At 57.0% G+C, this 19,281-nt stretch carries 20 protein-coding genes; 9 read left to right on the top strand and 11 right to left on the bottom strand.

Going from position 1 to position 19,281, the window contains the following annotated elements:
- Window positions 1–4: 4 nt before the first annotated feature.
- The 4 genes from ACQK2Q_RS04615 to ACQK2Q_RS04600 all read left to right on the top strand — a co-directional run bounded on the left by ACQK2Q_RS04615 (window position 5) and on the right by ACQK2Q_RS04600 (window position 2,639).
- Window positions 5–376, top strand: a complete 372-nt coding sequence (locus ACQK2Q_RS04615; protein WP_425408573.1) for an STAS/SEC14 domain-containing protein — start codon at window positions 5–7, stop codon at window positions 374–376.
- A 531-nt stretch (window positions 377–907) separates the two neighbouring features.
- Window positions 908–1,543 (top strand): VPLPA-CTERM sorting domain-containing protein, encoded by a 636-nt coding sequence (locus tag ACQK2Q_RS04610; protein WP_425408572.1) that lies wholly within the window; start codon window positions 908–910, stop codon window positions 1,541–1,543.
- 205 nt (window positions 1,544–1,748) lie between these two features.
- The gene (locus ACQK2Q_RS04605) at window positions 1,749–2,099 is read left to right on the top strand and encodes a DUF2200 domain-containing protein (RefSeq protein ID WP_425408571.1); all 351 of its coding nucleotides are present in this window, start codon (window positions 1,749–1,751) and stop codon (window positions 2,097–2,099) included.
- 69 nt (window positions 2,100–2,168) lie between these two features.
- Entirely contained in the window at window positions 2,169–2,639 is a 471-nt protein-coding gene (locus tag ACQK2Q_RS04600) for a GyrI-like domain-containing protein (RefSeq protein WP_425408570.1), read from the top strand.
- 35 nt (window positions 2,640–2,674) lie between these two features.
- On the opposite strand, the gene ACQK2Q_RS04595 is transcribed toward ACQK2Q_RS04600, so the two are convergent.
- The 4 genes from ACQK2Q_RS04595 to ACQK2Q_RS04580 form a co-directional block, all read right to left on the bottom strand.
- Window positions 2,675–3,019 carry an SWIM zinc finger family protein gene (locus ACQK2Q_RS04595; RefSeq protein ID WP_425408569.1) on the bottom strand — a complete coding sequence of 115 codons (345 nt, stop codon included), beginning with the start codon at window positions 3,017–3,019 and terminating at the stop codon, window positions 2,675–2,677.
- 46 nt (window positions 3,020–3,065) lie between these two features.
- The gene (locus tag ACQK2Q_RS04590) at window positions 3,066–4,445 is read right to left on the bottom strand and encodes an L-serine ammonia-lyase (protein WP_425408568.1); all 1,380 of its coding nucleotides are present in this window, start codon (window positions 4,443–4,445) and stop codon (window positions 3,066–3,068) included.
- 158 nt (window positions 4,446–4,603) lie between these two features.
- Complete coding sequence (locus ACQK2Q_RS04585; protein ID WP_425408567.1) at window positions 4,604–5,362, bottom strand: competence/damage-inducible protein A; 759 nt, start codon at window positions 5,360–5,362, stop codon at window positions 4,604–4,606.
- 193 nt (window positions 5,363–5,555) lie between these two features.
- A complete protein-coding gene (locus ACQK2Q_RS04580; RefSeq protein ID WP_425408566.1) occupies window positions 5,556–6,887 on the bottom strand; it encodes a hypothetical protein in 1,332 nt (443 codons plus the stop codon).
- A 204-nt stretch (window positions 6,888–7,091) separates the two neighbouring features.
- Between ACQK2Q_RS04580 and sfsA the strand changes: the two genes are divergently transcribed.
- From sfsA to ACQK2Q_RS04555, 5 genes are read left to right on the top strand one after another with little or no spacing between them, the layout of a single operon-like run.
- Window positions 7,092–7,799: a DNA/RNA nuclease SfsA gene (gene sfsA, locus ACQK2Q_RS04575; RefSeq protein ID WP_425408565.1), complete on the top strand. Its 708-nt coding sequence runs from the start codon at window positions 7,092–7,094 to the stop codon at window positions 7,797–7,799.
- A 3-nt stretch (window positions 7,800–7,802) separates the two neighbouring features.
- Window positions 7,803–8,651 carry a type I methionyl aminopeptidase gene (gene map / locus ACQK2Q_RS04570; protein ID WP_425408564.1) on the top strand — a complete coding sequence of 283 codons (849 nt, stop codon included), beginning with the start codon at window positions 7,803–7,805 and terminating at the stop codon, window positions 8,649–8,651.
- Complete coding sequence (locus tag ACQK2Q_RS04565; protein WP_425408563.1) at window positions 8,648–9,157, top strand: hypothetical protein; 510 nt, start codon at window positions 8,648–8,650, stop codon at window positions 9,155–9,157. The genes map and ACQK2Q_RS04565 overlap by 4 nt, the downstream gene beginning before the upstream one ends.
- Window positions 9,150–9,851: a RadC family protein gene (gene radC / locus ACQK2Q_RS04560; protein ID WP_425408562.1), complete on the top strand. Its 702-nt coding sequence runs from the start codon at window positions 9,150–9,152 to the stop codon at window positions 9,849–9,851. Before ACQK2Q_RS04565 ends, radC begins: the two co-directional genes overlap by 8 nt.
- The gene (locus ACQK2Q_RS04555) at window positions 9,852–10,775 is read left to right on the top strand and encodes a 1-phosphofructokinase family hexose kinase (RefSeq protein ID WP_425408561.1); all 924 of its coding nucleotides are present in this window, start codon (window positions 9,852–9,854) and stop codon (window positions 10,773–10,775) included.
- Here ACQK2Q_RS04555 and ACQK2Q_RS04550 read toward each other — a convergent pair whose 3' ends face one another.
- The 7 genes from ACQK2Q_RS04550 to ACQK2Q_RS04520 form a co-directional block, all read right to left on the bottom strand.
- Complete coding sequence (locus ACQK2Q_RS04550; protein ID WP_425408560.1) at window positions 10,776–11,777, bottom strand: isoaspartyl peptidase/L-asparaginase family protein; 1,002 nt, start codon at window positions 11,775–11,777, stop codon at window positions 10,776–10,778. It lies immediately after the preceding gene.
- 63 nt (window positions 11,778–11,840) lie between these two features.
- On the bottom strand, window positions 11,841–13,556 hold the full coding sequence (locus tag ACQK2Q_RS04545; protein WP_425408559.1) for an ATP-binding protein: 1,716 nt from the start codon (window positions 13,554–13,556) through the stop codon (window positions 11,841–11,843).
- Window positions 13,543–14,469 carry a sensor histidine kinase gene (locus ACQK2Q_RS04540; RefSeq protein WP_425408558.1) on the bottom strand — a complete coding sequence of 309 codons (927 nt, stop codon included), beginning with the start codon at window positions 14,467–14,469 and terminating at the stop codon, window positions 13,543–13,545. The genes ACQK2Q_RS04545 and ACQK2Q_RS04540 overlap by 14 nt, the downstream gene beginning before the upstream one ends.
- 92 nt (window positions 14,470–14,561) lie before the next feature.
- On the bottom strand, window positions 14,562–16,448 hold the full coding sequence (locus tag ACQK2Q_RS04535) for a cation:proton antiporter (protein WP_425408557.1): 1,887 nt from the start codon (window positions 16,446–16,448) through the stop codon (window positions 14,562–14,564).
- A gap of 26 nt (window positions 16,449–16,474) precedes the next feature.
- Window positions 16,475–17,251, bottom strand: a complete 777-nt coding sequence (locus tag ACQK2Q_RS04530) for an enoyl-CoA hydratase (protein ID WP_425408556.1) — start codon at window positions 17,249–17,251, stop codon at window positions 16,475–16,477.
- A 25-nt stretch (window positions 17,252–17,276) separates the two neighbouring features.
- Window positions 17,277–17,870 carry a GTP cyclohydrolase I FolE gene (folE, locus tag ACQK2Q_RS04525; RefSeq protein WP_425408555.1) on the bottom strand — a complete coding sequence of 198 codons (594 nt, stop codon included), beginning with the start codon at window positions 17,868–17,870 and terminating at the stop codon, window positions 17,277–17,279.
- An 8-nt stretch (window positions 17,871–17,878) separates the two neighbouring features.
- Window positions 17,879–19,015: a bifunctional 2-methylcitrate synthase/citrate synthase gene (locus tag ACQK2Q_RS04520; RefSeq protein WP_425408554.1), complete on the bottom strand. Its 1,137-nt coding sequence runs from the start codon at window positions 19,013–19,015 to the stop codon at window positions 17,879–17,881.
- Window positions 19,016–19,281: the final 266 nt, after the last annotated feature.

The following is a 19,281-nucleotide window of genomic DNA, read 5'->3' as shown; positions in this document are numbered from 1 at the left end:
GATCATGCATTCAATCACTGAACACCGTTATCCGCCTTATATCGAAATTACAGTATTTGAGCGTTATCCGGAAAATTACCGCAAAGACTTTGAAGAGGTCGTAAAGCGTTACGCTGCTGAATATCCGGAATTTTCTCTACTCGAAGTGCAACACGGCAAAATATCGAACGGCCTATGGCGGCTATTACAAACAGGCGGCAATGTGCGCCAAGAGTTGCTTGAGGCTTTTAAAAGTCTGAAACGGGTTGCAGTCGTAAGCGACGAGCCGGGAATACTCTTAAGGCTTATATCGAAATTACCGCGCTTTGGATCGGCGGAAATTAAAATATTCCAATTGCATGAACTTGATCAAGCAAGGGGTTGGATGAATTTGTAACATGAATCCCGGATCAAGTCCGGGATGACGATGGCGGATGGTTTTGCGCTGAACTCTCACCACGTCATTGCGGACTTGATCCGCAATCCATTGACGCCATGCAGGTTCCAGCCCCTGCATTTGCGCGCCTTCGCGCAAGGGAGACGCAAGTCAAATTCAAGATGGACGCCACGGTCGAGCCGTGGCGAGTCGTTTGTTGTTAGAACGCGATCCACCCCCCCATCGACTCCCCACGCTTTACGCGTGGGGTCCATCTCCTGACCGCAACGCCATCACAGATTTTTCGCCTTCACGCCTGCGGCGCCATGCGGTGATGGACTCCACGGGCAAGCCGTGGAGAGTCGCAACTCGTTAATGACGCAGCATTGAACACTACATCATCGAACGGGCGCCCCTATTGCGGGTATCGCGCGCGACGGAATCACGCATTTGGCTGGAAATGTCATTTGTCGCTATTTTTTTCACCGCTTGCGTTGACTTGGCGCGATGCACAACGCATTGGTGCACAAGTAAATGTATCGGGGGACTTCCATGAAAAAACTGATTGCCGGCCTGTTGGCCGTATTTTTTACCGCCACCAGCGCCAACGCCGCGCTGCTCGTTAGCTATGGCGCGACAGACTACGTCAGCTCATCGTCTGGTTTCTCTAACGATGGCGGTTTGTTCTTCGAGTTCGGGATTGATCCGAGCCCCAGTCTCGGTACCGCTTTTTCCACGTTTCCTTCCATTTTCGGCGATACGCTGATCACGGCGGATACGGTTATCGAAATTACATCCGGCGCCGGGTTCGACTATTTCGTGGATTTGGTCACAAACGGCACGGACGAACAGTTTTTCATTGGCCTCGCAAGGAACATCGGCGGCGCGCCTGCAGTAAATTCGGTGAGTTATGGACCAGAATCCGGCGTCTTCGGCGCCATGTCTTCGGCCAGCATCAACGGTATTGACCTTGAAGGTTTCGTGATTTCTTCGATCGTGCTCACCATCGAAAATCTTCAGGCGCCGGCCTCTGATTCAGGCTTTAGATTTATGTTCGATTTCCGCGTGGATGTGTTTGGCGACGCGATTCCTTCGGAGGTTCCGCTTCCCGCCGCCGCGCCATTGATGTTGCTAGGTTTGAGCGGAATCGCCGCCATGCGCCGCAAACGTAAAGCCGCGACGGCCTGACCACGCCGCCAGAATTCCACCGGCTAACGACCAAATCAAGCAAGGCGCTAAGGCGTCTTGTTTTTTTGTTGGTGGCGCATTCAATCCTCTCCGGCTCCCCACTCTTTACGCGTGGGAAGTAGCGTTTCGCTCACAGCCAAGGCGACTTTCGCAGGCGCGCCCGGCAAACATTGCCGCCGCCCGGCCTCTCGCCTATCCTCACCCCATGATCAGACACCGCATCTATTCCATGAGCTTCGCGAAGGTCTATCCCGCTTATGTGGCCAAGGCGGAGAAGAAGGATCGCACGAAGGCGGAAGTCGACAAGATCATCCGTTGGCTGACGGGATATAGTCCGCAAAAGCTGTCTGGCCAGATCAAGAAACAGGTCGATGTTGAGACATTTTTCGCCGAGGCGCCGGAACTCAATCCGTCGCGGGCGCTGATCACGGGCGTCGTCTGCGGCGTACGGGTGGAGGACGTCGAGGAGCCGCTGATGCGCGAGATCCGCTATCTCGACAAGCTGATCGACGAACTCGCGCGCGGCAAGGCGATGGAGAAAATCCTCCGTCAGTAGGCTTTGCAATAGAGTTGGCTTTCGCCGCAGCGGGTGATAACCGCGTCATATCTAAAAGGGAGAAACAGAATGGAATTCACGCATAAAACGCTGCCGGAACAGCATTATCTTTACGTCGACCGCGAAACGGCGATGGATGCGCAGTCGATCGGCGCGGCCATGGGGTCCGGCTTCGGGGAGGTGTTCGGCTTTACGCAAGGGAAAAACATAGCGCCGCTGACCATGCCGTCATCGATCTATCTGGAGATGCCGGCGGGCGACAAGATGAAGTTTCGCGCCGCCGTGTTCGTCAGCGCCGATGACGCAGCGAAAGCGGAAGGAAACGTCAAGGCGGACGTCTTAGCGGCCGGCGAAGCGGTGACCGGCACGCATGTGGGTCCCTATGCGTCGCTGAACCAGAGTCACAAGGCGCTGTGGGATTATGTTGAAAAGAACAATCTCGGCAAAGCCATGCCCGTGTGGGAAATCTATGTGGATGACCCGCAAAAAACGCCGGAAACAGAACTGCGCACCGAGATTTATCGCGCCATCGGCGCGTAGCGCGGCGCCTAATAACGCGGATAGGCTGCTTCGCGCTAATCCAGCATGCGCCCGACCAGGGCGCGGCGGCATTTGTCGAGTTTTTCATGGGCGAGCAGCAATTCGGTTTTCGCTTTCGACAGATTTTGCATCGCGACTTCGATGTCCGAACCCTTGATCCAGCCGCGCAGTGTTTGAAGGTCGTCGAGGCTTTCCGACACCAGGTTCGCCGTCTCGCCTTCCAGCACTTCAAACCGGTGGAGGCAATATTCGCCTTCCTGCGCCTTGCCGCATGAGCAGGACGCCTGCAGATTGCCGGTGTCGTCCGTGTCCCGCTCAACGGCGACTTCATAGACCGCGTCATCCTCGCCGACGATGGCGAATTTCAATGTTTCTTTCATTAAAGCCCTCTCTCCCACTCTTGCAGGCGCCGCCCGGGTAAACGGTTCAGCATTCCACCACGTTCACGGCGAGACCGCCCTCGGAGGTTTCCTTGTATTTGCGCGACATGTCGAGGCCGGTCTGGCGCATGGTCTCGATCACCTGATCGAGCGAGACCTTGTGTTCTTCAGATGCGCGCAAGGCAAGCCGCGCGGCGTTGACGGCTTTCACAGCGCCGATGGCGTTGCGTTCAATGCAAGGGATCTGCACAAGCCCGCCGACAGGATCGCAGGTGAGACCCAGATTGTGTTCCATGCCGATTTCCGCGGCGTGTTCAACCTGCGCCGGCGTTCCGCCCCAGACGGCGGCGAGGCCGCCCGCCGCCATGGAGCAGGCGACGCCCACCTCGCCCTGACAGCCCATCTCCGCGCCGGAAATCGAGGCGCGCTGCTTATAAAGGATGCCGATGCCTGCCGCCGTGAGCAAAAATGTGCGGATGTGACCGAGATTTTCCTCATCGCCGTCGACGCAATAATGTTTGAGTACGGAGGGAATAATTCCGGCGGCGCCGTTGGTCGGCGCGGTGACGACGCGCCCGCCTGCGGCGTTTTCTTCATTCACCGCCATGGCGTAGACGTTTAGCCAGTCGAAAAGCTGCTCGCGCTCATTCGCCAGCGGCGTTTCCGATAGTTTGTCGAATAAGGACGGCGCGCGGCGTTTGACCTTGAGACCGCCCGGAAGCTCGCCCCTTGTTTTGAGACCCCGGTCAACGCAGTCGCGCATGGCGAACCAGATATTATCGATCATCGCCAGCGTTTCATTGCGCTCGCGATGTTCGTCTTCGTTTTCCAGAATGATATCGGCAATGGAAAGACCGGTCTCTTCGCAAAGCTTCAGCAATTCCCGCGCTGATGTAAATAAATGGCGCCCTTTTCGCGCGCCGACGATAAGATCGTCTTCGGCTGGCGCCTTCAACTGCTTTTCACTGGCGATAAATCCGCCGCCGACAGAATAGTAAACCTGCGAGAAAATCTCTTCGCCGGCTTTGTCGAAAAGCGTCAGGCTCATCTCATTCGGGTGAAGCTCGGGCGTGATGTCGCCGCGCAGGTCGATATCCTTTTTGGCGTCGAATGGGATGGAAGGCCCGCCATGCAGGGAAAGCCGGCCTGTTTTTCGCAGCTCGGCCAGCGCTTTGTCCGCGTCGTCAGGGTCCGTTTCATCCGGTTTCATACCCATCAGCCCGAGCATGACCGCTTTATCCGTACCATGACCAATACCGGTGAGCGCAAGCGATCCATGCAATTCCGCTTTCACGCGCGCGGCGTTTTCCAGCGCGCCCGCGCCCGCCGCCTCTTCCAGAAAACGCACGGCAATGCGCATGGGCCCCACCGTGTGGGACGATGACGGGCCAATCCCGATTTTGAAGATATCAAATACGCCAAGCAAAGACGCGCTCCTTAAAAGGCACGGACATTTTGTGCAGCGCCCTGCAGCGCCGGACGTGCAAACGCCTACATTATAATGCGGGCTGCGTCGATGGGCGCGGCGGCGCCGCTCATGGCCGACGGATTTTTGCGCAAGCCGGACCAGGCCGGATCAGGCCGCTACCGGCGGTCTTCCAGAACGGGTTCAACATTCAGCGCGCGCATCGCGGCCGACACTGTCTCTATGGCGGCCGCCGCGAGGTTGTCATCTGTGGAACGCGCCACCACGGTGACGCCTTTTTCGTCGCCGTCTATGGGATAACTGCCGATTGAAACGCCTTTCAGCGCCGCCTGTATGTCGCGCAACGCGTCGGCAATCATCGATTCGGGCATTCCTACAGCGGTCGCCGCGCGCGAATAGATCACCGCCCCGCGCTCAATTTCGCTGTCTACCGCATGCAGCATCGCCTGAAATATTCCGGGAACGCCCGCCATCACGAAAATATTCTCGATCCGGATGCCCGGCGCGCCGGATACGGGGTTCTCAATCAGCCGGGCGCCCTCCGGCGTTCTCGCCATACGCAGGCGCGCCGGCGTCACTTCAATATTGCGCTCCCGATAATAGGCGCGGATCATCGCCGCCGCATGCTCATTTTCGATGACCGGAACGCCGAGCGCGCGCGCGATAGCGTCAACGGTAATATCGTCATGGGTCGGACCAATGCCGCCCGACGTGAAAACATAGTCGAAGGAACGGCGCAACGCGTTAAGCGCTTCGCCGATGTGCTCAAGTTCATCGCCGACAACCCGCGCCTCTTTCAGGCTGACGCCGCGTTCCGTGAGCCAGCCCGCCAGATAATGCATATTCGCATCGCGGGTTCTGCCCGAGAGCAGTTCATCGCCGATGGCGAGAATTGCGGCTGTTTTCTGATCCGACATCCCTACCCGGTTGTGTGTGAATGCACCATGTGATGCTTATGAATTAAAGCCGGGAGAAGCGCAATTTTAAATTATGATTGATGCACAGCTGCCGCCCGAAGGCTGTGTTCGCCTCGCCCGGTTATCCCGGCGGCGGCGGGGATGTTACGCGATATTGGTCCTTGCTTTCGGCTTCCCGATTACATCACCGGGACTACTCGCGCAGATATGTTGTCCCCCCGACCGGCCCTACGCCTTCCGGTACGGGCACGTCGGTATCGTTGTAATCGACATTGAGAACCAGCGTCGGGCTGCCGGTCATATTGAGTTTTTTCGCCACAACCGCCGTGTATGCCGACTGGTCGGCGACCGGCAACAGGCTGGCGACGCTCAACACGCCGCGGGAAAGGTAAAACGTGCCCAAAAGGTTGCGCGCGTCGTCGCTTAATATTCTGTGTACGCGATCCGCCGGCGCATGCCGGTCTTCAAAAAACAATATGCCCGCCATCGGGCCTTCTTTTTGCGCGGTCAGATCGATTTTTGCTTCGGGGCCGAAGTAAAAAGTCGCATCGTCCCCCACAAGATAAAAGGATACATTCTCACCGGTAATTCTGGCGCCGAGGTCGGCGTTCAGCGCGCCGTCCTTGATAATATATGCGCCGGACGCGAATTTGACGTCCGCGAATGCGCCGATGGTGATGCCGCCGCAATAAACCCCCGGCGATAAATTATATGTGGTGTAACCGCCCAGCAAAGCGCCGGTTAACCCGCCCGTAAGGCCGCCCGTCAGCCCGCCGGTCAGATCATCGACGGTCCGGGTGACTTCCGTGACAGCCGCGTTCGTCGCCGCTGTTAAAACTTCGTCCAGGCGCTCCCCGTAAGCGGCGTCGTATTCATCGCATGCGCCCACATGCGGCGGTTCGCGTTCCGCCAGCGGGTCGTCATAGACCGGACAGTCAAGCGTCGGCATGGGCGAAAAATTACTGGATCCGCCAAGCGCGCCGCCGGCAGAGCAGATCATCCCCGCCTCGATTGTCGAAAGTCCGGAAGAAACGACGCCCTGTGTCGAACTCGAATTTGAAATCAGGGAGCATTCTTCGGCGATCAGTTGCGAATTTATATTCGCAGCCACAGAGCCGCCCCCGGAATCTTCAAGCGCGATCACACAAACATTCATACCGCCAAGCGCCACGGCCGTTGACGTCGTTTTCAGTTTTTCTTTGAACGGCTCAAAATTGCTGAGGATCAGCGCGCGCGCAGGCTCGGATGTGAGATCGACGGTAACCTCGCCTTTATCCCGATTGATGGTGACTTTTGATTGTACGGCGGAAAAACCGTAGCTATGGGCGAAACCGCTATCCAGCACACTGGCCACCACAGCCTCGACCTGTGCGGATGTTGCATTCGCCAGCAGAAATTCTCTGGCCCCGCGCGTGGCGAGCGTGTCCGACAATTGTTTCAGGCGCGCGTTTTCATTCGACCAGTGATAGAAATCGACGGCGCCGCCGACAAAACCAAGCAGCACAGGACTCAACAGCGCTGTCATCAGCGCGACGTTTCCGTTTGTGTCCCTACGCAAGGAATCCATGACCGCCTAACAAAAGGTTCCCTAAAAGACGAAACTTGCATTCAAACAATAAAAATTTATTAGAACTTGTGGTTAACGCATTTTCACCATACGCACGGATTGCGCATAAAATAACGGTTTGGCGCAATTGCAGCGGTTAAAATACAGGCATGTCGCGATTTCATGAATTTTCCTTCGCCGCTCCGCTCAGGCCGCCTTCTTCGACGTTACAAACGATTTCTCGCCGACATTTTGCTGGATGACGGCCGGGAGGTGACTGCGCATTGCGCCAATCCCGGTTCAATGCTGGGCGTCGCCACGGAACATGCGCGCGTATGGGTCTGGGAACATAACAATCCCAAACGAAAGCTTGGTTTTTCGTGGGAGCTCGTAGAGATCGGCCGGACCCTGATCCCGATCAACACGACAAACCCCAATCGTATCGTCGCGGATGCGCTGAACGCAAACGCCATTCCCGAACTTTTCGGCTATGACAAAATCACCAGGGAAGTCCGGTATGGATCAGGCAGCCGTATCGATTTCCTGCTTTCGGGCGGTGAAAAACAAAAGCCCTGCTATGTGGAAGTCAAGAATGTGCATCTATCCCGCGCGCCGGGCCTGGCGGAATTTCCGGACAGCGTCACGGCGCGCGGAACGCGGCACCTGCAAGAACTGGAAAAGGTCAAAGCCGCAGGGGCCAGAGCCGTCATGCTGTTTGTCGTACAGCGCAGCGACTGCACGCGCTTCTCGCCTGCGGCGGATCTGGACCCGGCCTATGCAAACGCCTTGCAAACAGCGGTTTCCAGCGGGGTTGAAGTCCTGTGCTATGATTGCGAAGTCAGCCTCGGTGCGGTAACTCTCCGTCAACCGCTGGCGCTAATACTGGACTAGACCATGACTGAAACAGCCCTCGACGAAGACATCGAAATTCGCACCGGCGCCATTAAACTCCACCGGCCGGAAGATTTTGAAGGCATGCGCAAGGCCGGCGCCCTCGCGGCGTCTTGTCTCGACATGCTGACGGAGCATGTCAAACCCGGAACGCCGACAGAGCATATCGACGATCTCGCGCGCGAATTCATGCTGGATCACGGCGGCGTCCCGGCGACCGTCGGGTACAAGGGCTACCGCCATTCAAGCTGCATCTCACTGAACCACGTTATCTGTCACGGCATTCCGGGACCCAAGGCGCTGCGCAACGGCGATATCCTGAATATCGACGTTACGGTCATTCTTGACGGCTGGCATGGCGATACGAGCCGCATGTTTTACGCCGGCGAGCCGAAGGTGAAAGCGCGCCGACTTGTCGACGCGACCTACGATTCCATGATGGCGGGCATTAATGCGGTCAAGCCGGGCGCGACATTGCGCGATATCGGAAAGGCGATTCAAACGCTCGCGGAAGGTCAGGGTTTTTCGGTTGTGCGCGATTTTTGCGGTCACGGGCTTGGCCGCGTTTTTCACGACGCGCCGAATGTTGTTCATTATGCTGAATATAAAGACCGGTGGGGCGGCGTGCATCGCGCCCCGGATACGGAATTGAAAGCGGGCATGTTTTTTACGGTCGAGCCGATGATTAATGACGGCAAGCCGGACGTTAAACTGCTGAAAGACGGCTGGACGGCGGTGTCGCGCGATAAGTCCCTCTCCGCACAGTTTGAGCATTCCATCGGCGTCACCGATGACGGCGTCGAGATTTTCACCAAGTCGCCCAAGGGGCTGGACAAGCCGCCCTATCAATGAGGACATTGTGCGGCGGGAAAGATCGGCAAGAGTCGATCATTTTTCAGGAGCGGCAAGGCACTCCGCTATTAACTGCTACAGGCATCATTGTAATGATGCTACTTCTCACGGTAGTCGCATTCTTCTACTCACCCGATGAATATGATCGAGCAACAAATTTGATGCTCGTGGCCATAATTGCGCCTTTTGCTGCGCTAGTTATATTTCAAAAAAAAATTACCACTATTGATAAACACGGCCTTTCAGTTCGCCAGCATATATTTTTATATTACAATTTGCCCTTTGAAGATGTCGCACGTGCAGAGCCTGGATCTTATTATGCAGCACTGAAAGAACATGGTCGAATGGCGCTTTTTTCTAGCTGGACTCGCATCTCGCATGATGCTGGGGTGCTCATCTATTTGAACAATGACAAACTTTCATTCGTATCATCCAAGCAGCCAGCTAAACTAGCAAGTGCTATCAATACTGGTCGTGTGGAATTCGAACGGCGCAAATATGATTAAGACGGGTACCAAGGACCACGCTCCAACTCACACTACAGGCCATCGCGAGCGATTGCGCGCGCGGTTCAAAAAAGCCGGCGTCGACGGCGTGCAGGATTACGAATTATTAGAGTTGATCCTCTTCCGCGCCATTCCCCGCAAGGACGTCAAACCGCTGGCGAAAGACCTGATCGCGACATTCGGCGGATTTCCGCAAGTGCTGGCCGCACCCATCGAAAGACTGACGGAAGTCAAGGGCGTTTCCGAGAATGTGGCGCAGGAGATGAAAATCGTGCAGGCCGCCGCCATCAAGCTTTCCCAGGCGCGCGTTCTGAAACGCCCGGTGATTTCATCCTGGGACGCCCTGTTATCCTATTGCCGCGCAGCCATGGCGGACGAAAAAACGGAACTCTTCCGCATCCTCTTTCTCGACAAGAAAAATATTCTGATCGCCGATGAAGTGCAGCAGCGCGGTACTGTCGATCACACGCCTGTATACCCCCGCGAGGTGGTAAAGCGCGCGCTGGAGCTCGGCGCCTCGGCGATCATCCTTGTCCACAATCATCCCTCCGGCGATCCGACGCCGTCGCGCGCCGATGTAGAGATGACAAACCAGATCGTTAAAGCCGCCGCGGCGTTAAATATCCGCGTCCATGATCATCTGGTGATCGGACACGAAAAACATGCGAGTTTTAAATCGCTGGGGCTTTTGTAAATGAACCGCATCATCACCCTCACGCCGAACCCGGCGCTCGATTACGCCGTCCATGCGGATTTTGTCGCCCCCAACCGGAAACTGCGCTGCCGCGATCCGCAGATGCATCCGGGCGGCGGCGGCGTGAATGTCGCGCGGGCGACGACCCGTCTTGGCGCGCACAGCCTCGCCATTTTCACAGCCGGCGGCGTTTACGGCGATGCGCTGGTGAAATCGCTCGCCGCTGAAAACGTGCCCATGCGCATGCTTCCCATCGCCGGCGACACCCGGCTCGCGTTCCATGTGCAGGATGATGAAAAGGGAAATGAATACCGTTTCAATCTGCCGGGCGCCGAGATGAGCGGACAAGAAGCCGAACGGTTCCTGCGCGCTGTGAAAGACGAGACAGAATCCGGCGATTACGTTGTGGCGAGCGGAAGCCTGCCGCCGGGCGCGCCGGAAAATTTCTGGGCCCAGGCCGCGCGCATCGTGAAAGAATGCGATGCGCGATTTGTTCTGGATTCCATCAGCGGACTGGAACAGGCGCTACAGGAAGGGGTCTATATGATCCGCCAGAACGAACATGAATATCCGGCGCTCTCCGGCAAGACATTAAAATGGCCGGACAAGATCAAGGCTTTCGCCGCCGAGTGCGTGCAGGCGGGCAAGGCGCAAGCGATGGTGGTCAGTCACGGCGGCGACGGATCGGTTATGGCCACGAAAGACGGCGTGGCGTTCGCGCCCTCATTCAAAATTAAAGCCACGAGCGCTGTCGGCGCCGGCGATTCTTTTGTCGCGGGGCTCATCGCCGGACTTGTGCGCGGCTGGGACAACGAAGCCGCATTGCGCTACGGCATGGCGGCGGCGGGCGCAACGCGGATGTCGGAAGGCACGGCGCTGTTCAACCGCGATGACGTTGAGCGGCTGTTTTCCTCTGAAAGCTGATTATTCCTTATAGATGGCGACATCTTCCGTGTCCGCGTTTTTAACCCCGCGAAACATCCCGGCGGAATTGAAGGTCATTTCATAAGCGCCATCCGGCGCCAGCACGATCACGCCGCCATTGCCGCCGAGATTTTCCAGGCGGTTGTGAATGACGTCGTTTGCCGCTTCCTTTATGTTCACGCCCTTATATTCCACCTGCGCGCATATATCCCTGGCGATCGTGAGCCGCATGAAATACTCGCCCCAGCCCGTAGATGAAACGGCGCAGGAATTGTTGTCCGCAAATGTTCCAGCGCCGATAATCGGCACATCGCCGACCCGCCCATAGCGTTTCAGGGTCATGCCGCCCGTTGATGTGCCCGCGGCGAGATTGCCGTTCATGTCAAGCGCGACGGCGCCGACCGTGCCGTATTTCAGATGCTGCGGCAGCGCGCCTTCCCTGCTTTCATTTTCCCGGGCCAGCGCATTTTCATATTCGCTCCAGCGCCGGTCCGTGTGAAAATATTCCGGCTCGACAAATTCAACATCCTGTTCTTTCGCGAATTCCTCGGCCCCTTCTCCTGTGAACATTACGTGCACGGAATTTTCCATCACCGCACGGGCGAGTTTGATGGGATTTTTTATTCTGGTGACGCCGGCGACGGCGCCGGCGTTCAGCGTCGCGCCGTCCATTACGGATGAATCGAGTTCATTTGTTCCCTCGCGGGTAAAAACCGCACCCTTGCCGGCGTTGAAATAGGGCGAGTCTTCCATGATGACGATCGCCGCCTCAACGGCGTCCATGGCCGCGTCGCCATCATTCAATACGGCGTATCCGGCATTCAAGGCTTCTCTCAGTTTCGCCTTATACGCCGCCTCTTCTTCCTGCGTGTATCGTCCGGGTTCGAGCGCGCCTGCGCCGCCGTGAATCACAATCGTAACGGGTGCGGCGCCCTCATGCTCGTTGGCGAAGGCGTGGACCGTCAACGACAACGCCGCCAGAATAAAGATCATCAATTTCATTACATGGTCTCCCTTTGCGCAGCATTGTGCAAAAGGGGAACGCCGGATCAAGAGGCGGTTTTGTTATTCGATGTCCGGCGTCAGCATGCGCTGGGCGCGCCATTGCTCCACGATGCGGTCGATAAAGCTGTTATCCTCGATTTCAACCGACCAGCCGTCGGTAAAACAGGCTGTCAGACTGCGCGGCACCGCATTCGCCGGCAGCGCGTCAAAACGGATACGGGTCGGCATGGGGACGCCTTCCCCGACAGCGATGGCTTCGCCCAGCCCCAGCGACGGCAGGCAGCTCAGCAGACTGGTGGAGGCGTCGGGCACCGCGGCGCGCAAAGCCTCCTGATCCGCCTGATTGGCGAGCCGCATGGCGAATATCGTGTTGCACTGGGAAAGCACCGTGGGATCGAGCTCCGTCGGGCGCTGCGACGCGATCCACAGCGCGACGCCGGTTTTACGTCCCTCCTTGGCGATCCGGATGAGAGATTTACGGGTCGGCGCAAAGCCCTCTGTCGGGTCGGCCGGCGCATAGCGGTGCGCGTCCTCGCAGACGAGCGCGATGGGCGCCGCCCCTTTGCTCCACAAGCCAAACTCAAAAGCCAGCCGTGAAATGACCGAGACAACCACCTGCACCACATCCGCGGGAAGACCGCCGAGTTCAATGACGCTGACGGGCTGTCCATCGGCCGGAATGCGGAAAAGCTCGCTGAGAAATCCTTTCAGCGTATCCTGAACGGTAAGCCCCCCGAACATGAACGCGTAACGGGCGTCCTGACTGATCGTATAAATGCGGCTGCGCAAGCGCTTGTAGGGAGCGCCGTTGCGCGCGCCGTCGAGACCGCCCAGCGCCTTGTCGATCAGCCCCAGCAATTCGGATATGCGGTATGGCGTCGGCGTATCCACAGTGATCGCCGTCATATCCGTGCGTAAACGCCCGCCCCGCCCGGAGCCGGCCAGATTCATTTTTTTCGCCGCCGGCAGCAGATCCGCCAGAATTTCCACCTCTTCGGAATCGCGCGCGCGGCCGGGATACAAAACCTCGACCAGTTCGTCGAACGTCAACAGCCAGTATGGCAGGGTGAAGCTGTTCGGATCGAATACGACCGTGCGCGCGTCAAAACTTTTTGCATACTCATTGTGCGGATCAAGAATAACGATATGCGCATGGGGGAACCTTTGCAGGACCGCGCGCAGAAGCAGCGCGATAGCGCATGATTTTCCAGCGCCGGTCGTACCCAGTACTGCGCAGTGGCGGGAGAAGATTTCATCGACATTCACGGTCGCAGGGATCTGCGCGTCCTGTTTGACGACGCCCACCCGCACGCTGGCGGCGCCGTTGACCGAAAAGAGGGCCGTCAACTCGTCGCGCGTCGCCACATGAACACTGTCGCCCAGAGTCGGATAGGACGATACGCCCCGGCGAAACCGGGCCGGCGCGTTGATGGTCGGTTTTGAAAACTCGCCGATCAGCTCGATCTCGATAATGCGCACATCGGGAACAGCCGGATCGAGACTGGGCGCCGGATTGCTCATGGCCGAGATGAGGCCCAATACGATTGACGTTCCCGCATCGACGCTCATGATCGCGCCCAGTTGCGGCCGCGACGATCGTTCTTCGCCGGGCTTGTCTTCATCCAGCATGACCAGCGCATGGGAACCGGTAACGGAAACCACGACGCCGATGCGCGGCTTGTCCTGAAACGCCATGTCGAACGCTTCCGCCGTCGGCGCGGCGGCGCCTTTGCGCGAGAATGGCGTTTTTTTCCGGTTATTGTCAGGCGGCGTCATCTTCCCTCTCCGCACTTAAGTCATCATCTTCCAGATCGATTTCAAAATCGTCTTCCCCGAAGTCTTCGTCCGGCGCGTCTTCGGCGCCCGGCGGCGGCAGGGAGATTTGCACGAGCGTTCCCTCGTCCGGGCGGCTTTCAATGCTGAACCGGCCGCCCTGGATTTCCACAAATGTCTTTGCAATTGCGTAGCCGACGCCGGGCCCGACCCAGGAATGGTCGAGGCCGCGCAAGGTTTGCTGAAACGCCTCCAGCGCTTCGAAGAGTTCCTGCTTGGTCAAGCCCTTACCCTCGTCGCGGATGGCGATTTCGGCCCAGCCTTTATCCGTGATCCCTGCGCGCGCCATGACGCGGCCGCCTTTGCGGCTCAATTTGATGGCGGTTTGCAGTATATGATCCGTCGCCTGGCTGAGGCGCTGTTCATCGCCCCATCCGATGACTTCAGCGTCTGCCTGAAGAACTTCAATATCGACTTCCGCGGCTTGCGCCCTCACCTTGACCCGGCTGACGGCGTCTTCCAGCAATGCGCGGCATTCAATCGCCTGATCGTGTACGTCGACTTTGCCGCTCTCAAGGGCGGCGACGTCAAGCAGCGTATTGATGTGGCCCAGCAAAAGGTCCGCTGACTGAAGGATGTACTGGGCGTAGCTGTCGCGTTGCTCTTCGCCAAGTTCATAGTCTTCGCTCTCGCGCAGCATTGTCGCGAAACCGATAATCGCATTCAGGGGCGTGCGCAGTTCATGATTCATGTTGGCGAGAAACTCTGAACGCGCCGTTATCGCCATTTCCGCTTCGATACGGGCTGTTCGCGCTTCCAGTTCAGCGCGCCGGCGCACGATCGCCTCTCCCATGCGGGAGGCATAATCCGCAAGCAGCGATCCTTGCGATTGGCTGAATGGTTTTAACGCGCGCATAAGCTTTTCCGTAAGAAAGCTTATGAAACAAGCGCTAATGCGCCGTTAAGCATCCCCGCGAAAGGAGCGTTTACGCGCTGTTAAGACAATGCTCAGACAGGCTCTTCTTTTTCCCGCTTTTCGTCTTCCGATGTTTCGGATTTCGGCTTCTCGGGCTTTTTCTCAGGCGGTTTTGGAATATAGGCCAGCACCGTATCGCCGATCTCCGGCTTTAACGGCACTTCGCGCGAAGCAAAGGAAATAACGCCTTTACGAATGATCAGAATGATTTCGTGTTCGGCGCCGAGGTCTTTTTTATACTGTTCGGGCGGGTATTCTTCGGCAAGTTTCGTCCGTTGAAATGTCCAGCCGCTATAATGGCGTCTTAACAGTTCATCCAGCGCCGCGCCGGAATGCAGGAACGTGCGCCCCTGCAACGTATAGGAGAGCGCCTTGCGATCTTCTTCGTCCTTGCCGCGCGCGTTCACCTGGAAGATCGCCGAACGCCCCAGTTCCGGCGCAAGGTCGGTCGCCACCAGCGCATTGTGCGATTCATTGCCGCCCAGCGCCAGCAAATAACCGAAACGGTTGAGGTCGACGTGGTGTTCGGTGACCTCGGACAGGATTTCGCCGTAATAGGTTTCAACGCTCGTCAGCCGCGCCGGCTTCAACCGACGCCAGCTTGTATCGGCCACCATCACCGGAATTTCCATTTCCTTGAGTTTCGTCGCTAGCGATGCAGAAAAGGGCGAAGCGCCGACGATCAATACGCCGGGGCGTTCGCGTGACGCCAGTCCCAGCGCCCGCGCCAGCGGCGAGATGGTAAAGCCGTGCAGCACGACGGTGACGAACACCATGCCGAACGCCAGCGGCATCAGTTTTTCACCGTCTATATATCCCGCATCGACCAGCGAGGCGCCAAAGAAACTGGAAACGGCCACAGCGACAATGCCGCGCGGCGCGATCCATCCCACGAGCAACCGTTCCTTCCACGGCAGTCCGGAGCCGATCGTCGTGATCATCACGGTCAATGGCCGCACAATGAACAACATCGCGGCCAGGAACCACAAGATCGACCAATCGAGCGCGCCGACCGATTGCCATGTCAGGTTGGCCGTCAATATCACGAATACGCCGGAGACCAGCAGGATTGTAATGTTTTCCTTGAAGAGGCGCAGATCGTTAATGCTTGCAATCTTTGAATTTGCGAGCGTTATGCCCATCGCCGTCACCGACAAAAGGCCTGCTTCTTCCTGAAGCAGATTGGCCACCTCAAAACATATGAGCACCAGCGCCAGCAGGACGGGCGGTTTCAAATATTCCGGCACCCAGCCGCGCCGGAATGCAGCGGCGACAAATCGGCCGAACGCATAGCCAAGCCCCGCCGACAATAATGACGCCAGAATCAGTGAGCTGATAATATCGATAGACGTTGCGCCATGCTCGCCGATAACGAGGAATTCATAAACCAGAACCGCGAGCAAGGCGCCGAGCGGGTCGTTGATGATGCCTTCCCATTTCAGCAATGTGGCGGGGCGCGGATTGAGTTTTGACTGGCGCAACAACGGAATAATCACCGTGGGTCCGGTGACGACCATGATCCCGCCGAATAACAGCGAGACCTGCCAGGACAGACCGGCGATCAGGTAGGTCGCGGCGGCCCCCAGAAACCACGCAATCGGCACGCCCGGAAACACAAGGCGCCGCACGCCGCGGCTCAGCCCCCGCAATTCAGAAAAATTGAGTTGCAGGCCGCCTTCGAAAAGAATAACCGCAACGGCCACAGCAATGATGGGGCGGTAAAATTCGCCCAGCAAGACTTCCATCGGCGCATCGCCGGGCATGGCGTCCGGCGCGGCGAAGATATTGAACACAGGTCCGGCGAGCAGGCCGGCAATCGCCATCAGCACAATCGCCGGAAGGTTGAAACGCCAGGCCAGCCATTGCGCGCCAATGCCAAGCGCCCCGATGATAGCGAAAGCCAGTACAAGATTGTCCATTATAGCCCCGCCATCGATGTTGTTTCTTATTTGTTTTTAAAGGCCGGTTTGCGTTTTTCCAGAAAGGCGGCCATGCCTTCCTTTTGATCCTCAAATGCAAACACCGAATGGAACAGCCGGCGCTCGAAGCGCACGCCCTCGCTTAATGTTGTTTCATAGGACCGGTTGACGGAGTCCTTGGTCAATAAAACGATGGGGCGCGAAAAGGACGCAATCTGTTTGGCGACGCGGATCGCTTCTTCGCGCAACTCTCCCTTTGGCACGATCCGGCTGACGAGACCGCAGCGCTCCGCTTCTTCGGCGTCCATCATGCGGCCGGTCAGGCACATTTCCATGGCTTTCGATTTTCCGATAAATCGCGCCAGCCGCTGCGTGCCGCCCGCGCCCGGCATAGCGCCGATCGAAATTTCCGGCTGACCGAATTTTGCGTTATCGCCCGCAATGATAAAGTCACACATCAGCGCGAGTTCGCATCCGCCGCCAAGCGCATAACCGCCGACCGCGGCGATGACGGGCTTGCGCGCACGGGTCACTTCTTCCCAGTTTGCGGTGATGAATTCCTCATTGATCGCGTCAACATAATTTTTGGACGCCATTTCCTTGATATCCGCCCCGGCGGCGAAGGCCTTTTCCGAACCCGTCACCACCATGCAGCCGATGGAGTCGTCGGCGTCAAACGCCTTTACCGCTTGCGTGACTTCATCCATCAAGAGCTTGTTAAATGCGTTCAAAGCATCAGGCCGGTTCAGCGTAATCACGCCGACATTGCCTTCGGTTTCGGTAAGAATGCATTCATAAGCCATAGGATAACCCTGTCCGCTGATTGATTTATGCAAGACCGATAAGCTTGATAACTTCAGAGCGCGCCTTATCGTCTTCACGGAACACGCCCATCATCCGGCTCGTCGTCATCGTCACTCCCGGGGTTTCAACCCCGCGGCAGGTCATGCAGGCGTGGGTGGCCTCTACAACAACCGCAACGCCTTGTGGTTCCAGAACCTTCTGTATGCAGTCCGCCACTTCCGCCGTCAGACGCTCCTGGACCTGCAGGCGTTTTGCGTAAGCCTGTACGACGCGCGCCAGTTTGGAAATGCCAACGACCCTATCGGTCGGCAAATACGCCACATGCGCCTTTCCGATAATCGGGGCCATGTGATGTTCGCAATGAGAATGAAACGGAATGTCTTTCAACAGAACGATTTCATCATAGCCGCCGACCTGTTCGAATGTGCGGGTAAGATAGGCTTCCGGGCATTGTTCATATCCCTGGAAATACTCCAGGAAGGCGTCGACAACCCGGCGCGGCGTTTCCTTCAGGCCCTCTCGCTCCGGATCGTCGCCAATCCATCGAATCAGCTCGCGGACCGCGCTCATGGCGCGTTCGCGTTCCTGTCCGGTCCTCTTCTTCGGCCCACCCGCCATTGGTTTTCCTATCGGGCGCTAATCTGCGTGACTTCGCGCTGATCAGGGCCTTTATAGTTAGAAAGCGGCCGGATCAACTTATTGTCTGCAAGTTGCTCCATGACATGCGCCGTCCAGCCCGTAATACGGCTGACGACAAAAATTGGCGTGAACATCGGAATCTCAAAACCCATCAAATAATAGGCAGGCCCTGCAGGGAAATCGAGATTGGGATAAATCCCCTTTTCTTTCACCATGGTCTCATCGAGCGTCTGGCTGATCTCCCAATATTTTTTCGCCTCTTTCGTGCCAATCACCTCGACCATTTTTTCATAGGCGTCGGTCATGGTGGGGACGCGGCTGTCTCCCGAACGGTAGACCCGGTGGCCAAATCCCATAATCTTTTTCTTGGTGGCGAGCGCATCCAGCATCCAGTCCTTCGCCGTTTCCGGAGAACCGACCTCTTCCAGCATGTGCATGACCGCCTCGTTGGCGCCGCCATGCAGCGGGCCTTTCAGGGAACCGATGGCGCCCGTAATCGCGGAATAGATATCCGACGTCGATGAGGCGATGGTGCGCGCCGTAAAGGTCGACGCGTTAAATGAATGTTCCGCATATAAGGTCATGGAAATGTCAAAGCATTTGACAATTTCCGGCGCGGGCACTTCGCCGAAACACATTTGAAAAAAGTTTTCCGAAAACGGCAGGTCTTTTGTCGCCGGGATCGGTTTTTTGCCATGTCTCAATCGAAAATCCGCCGCCACGATTTCCGGAATTTTAGCGAACATGCGAACCGATTTCGTCATCAATGCATCCGGCGAGGAGTCGTTGGCCTCATTATCCTCCTGCCCCAGAAATGAAATCGCCGTGCGCAGCGTATCCATGGGGTGCGCTTTTTTATTAAACAGCGCCATGACAGTCTTTAAGTCATCGGACAGGCCGCGTTCGGATTTTTCCAGCGCGTTGAATTTCTCGAGCTGTTCGCTGTTGGGCAGTTCTCCATGCCAAATGAGATACGCGACCTCTTCAAACCGGCACTGCGTTGCAAGGTCCTGCACTTTATACCCGCGATACGTGAGCGAATTAATCTCCGGCATCACTTTGGATACTGACGTATCATCAGCGACGACGCCCGCCAGTCCGTATTTGATGTCCGTATCTGTCATGTCTTCATCTCCTCGCGTAATTTCATTAGTCAGTCTTCGTACTTAATTGCCGGAGCCGGCGACGGTTGCGATCGCATTACCCTATATTCAAGACACGCGCGTTATGGCGTATAACCAAACCGAAGGAAAGTCCCGGAAGCGGCCTTATATACAGCGCTTTTATTGGCATCAGGAATGCGCCGGCGCGCGCCTTTTTCAGACATTCAACGAACCCTGTTTGCGTCAGTGACAAGCACTTTAGTTTTTCTGAATGCCTGAATAGAGAA

Source organism: Hyphococcus sp. (assembly GCF_965228385.1).
In the GTDB taxonomy this organism is placed as follows: Bacteria; Pseudomonadota; Alphaproteobacteria; order Caulobacterales; family Parvularculaceae; genus Hyphococcus.
Note: the sequence above shows the minus strand (reverse complement) of the source record. Positions and strands in the feature narration are given on the sequence as shown.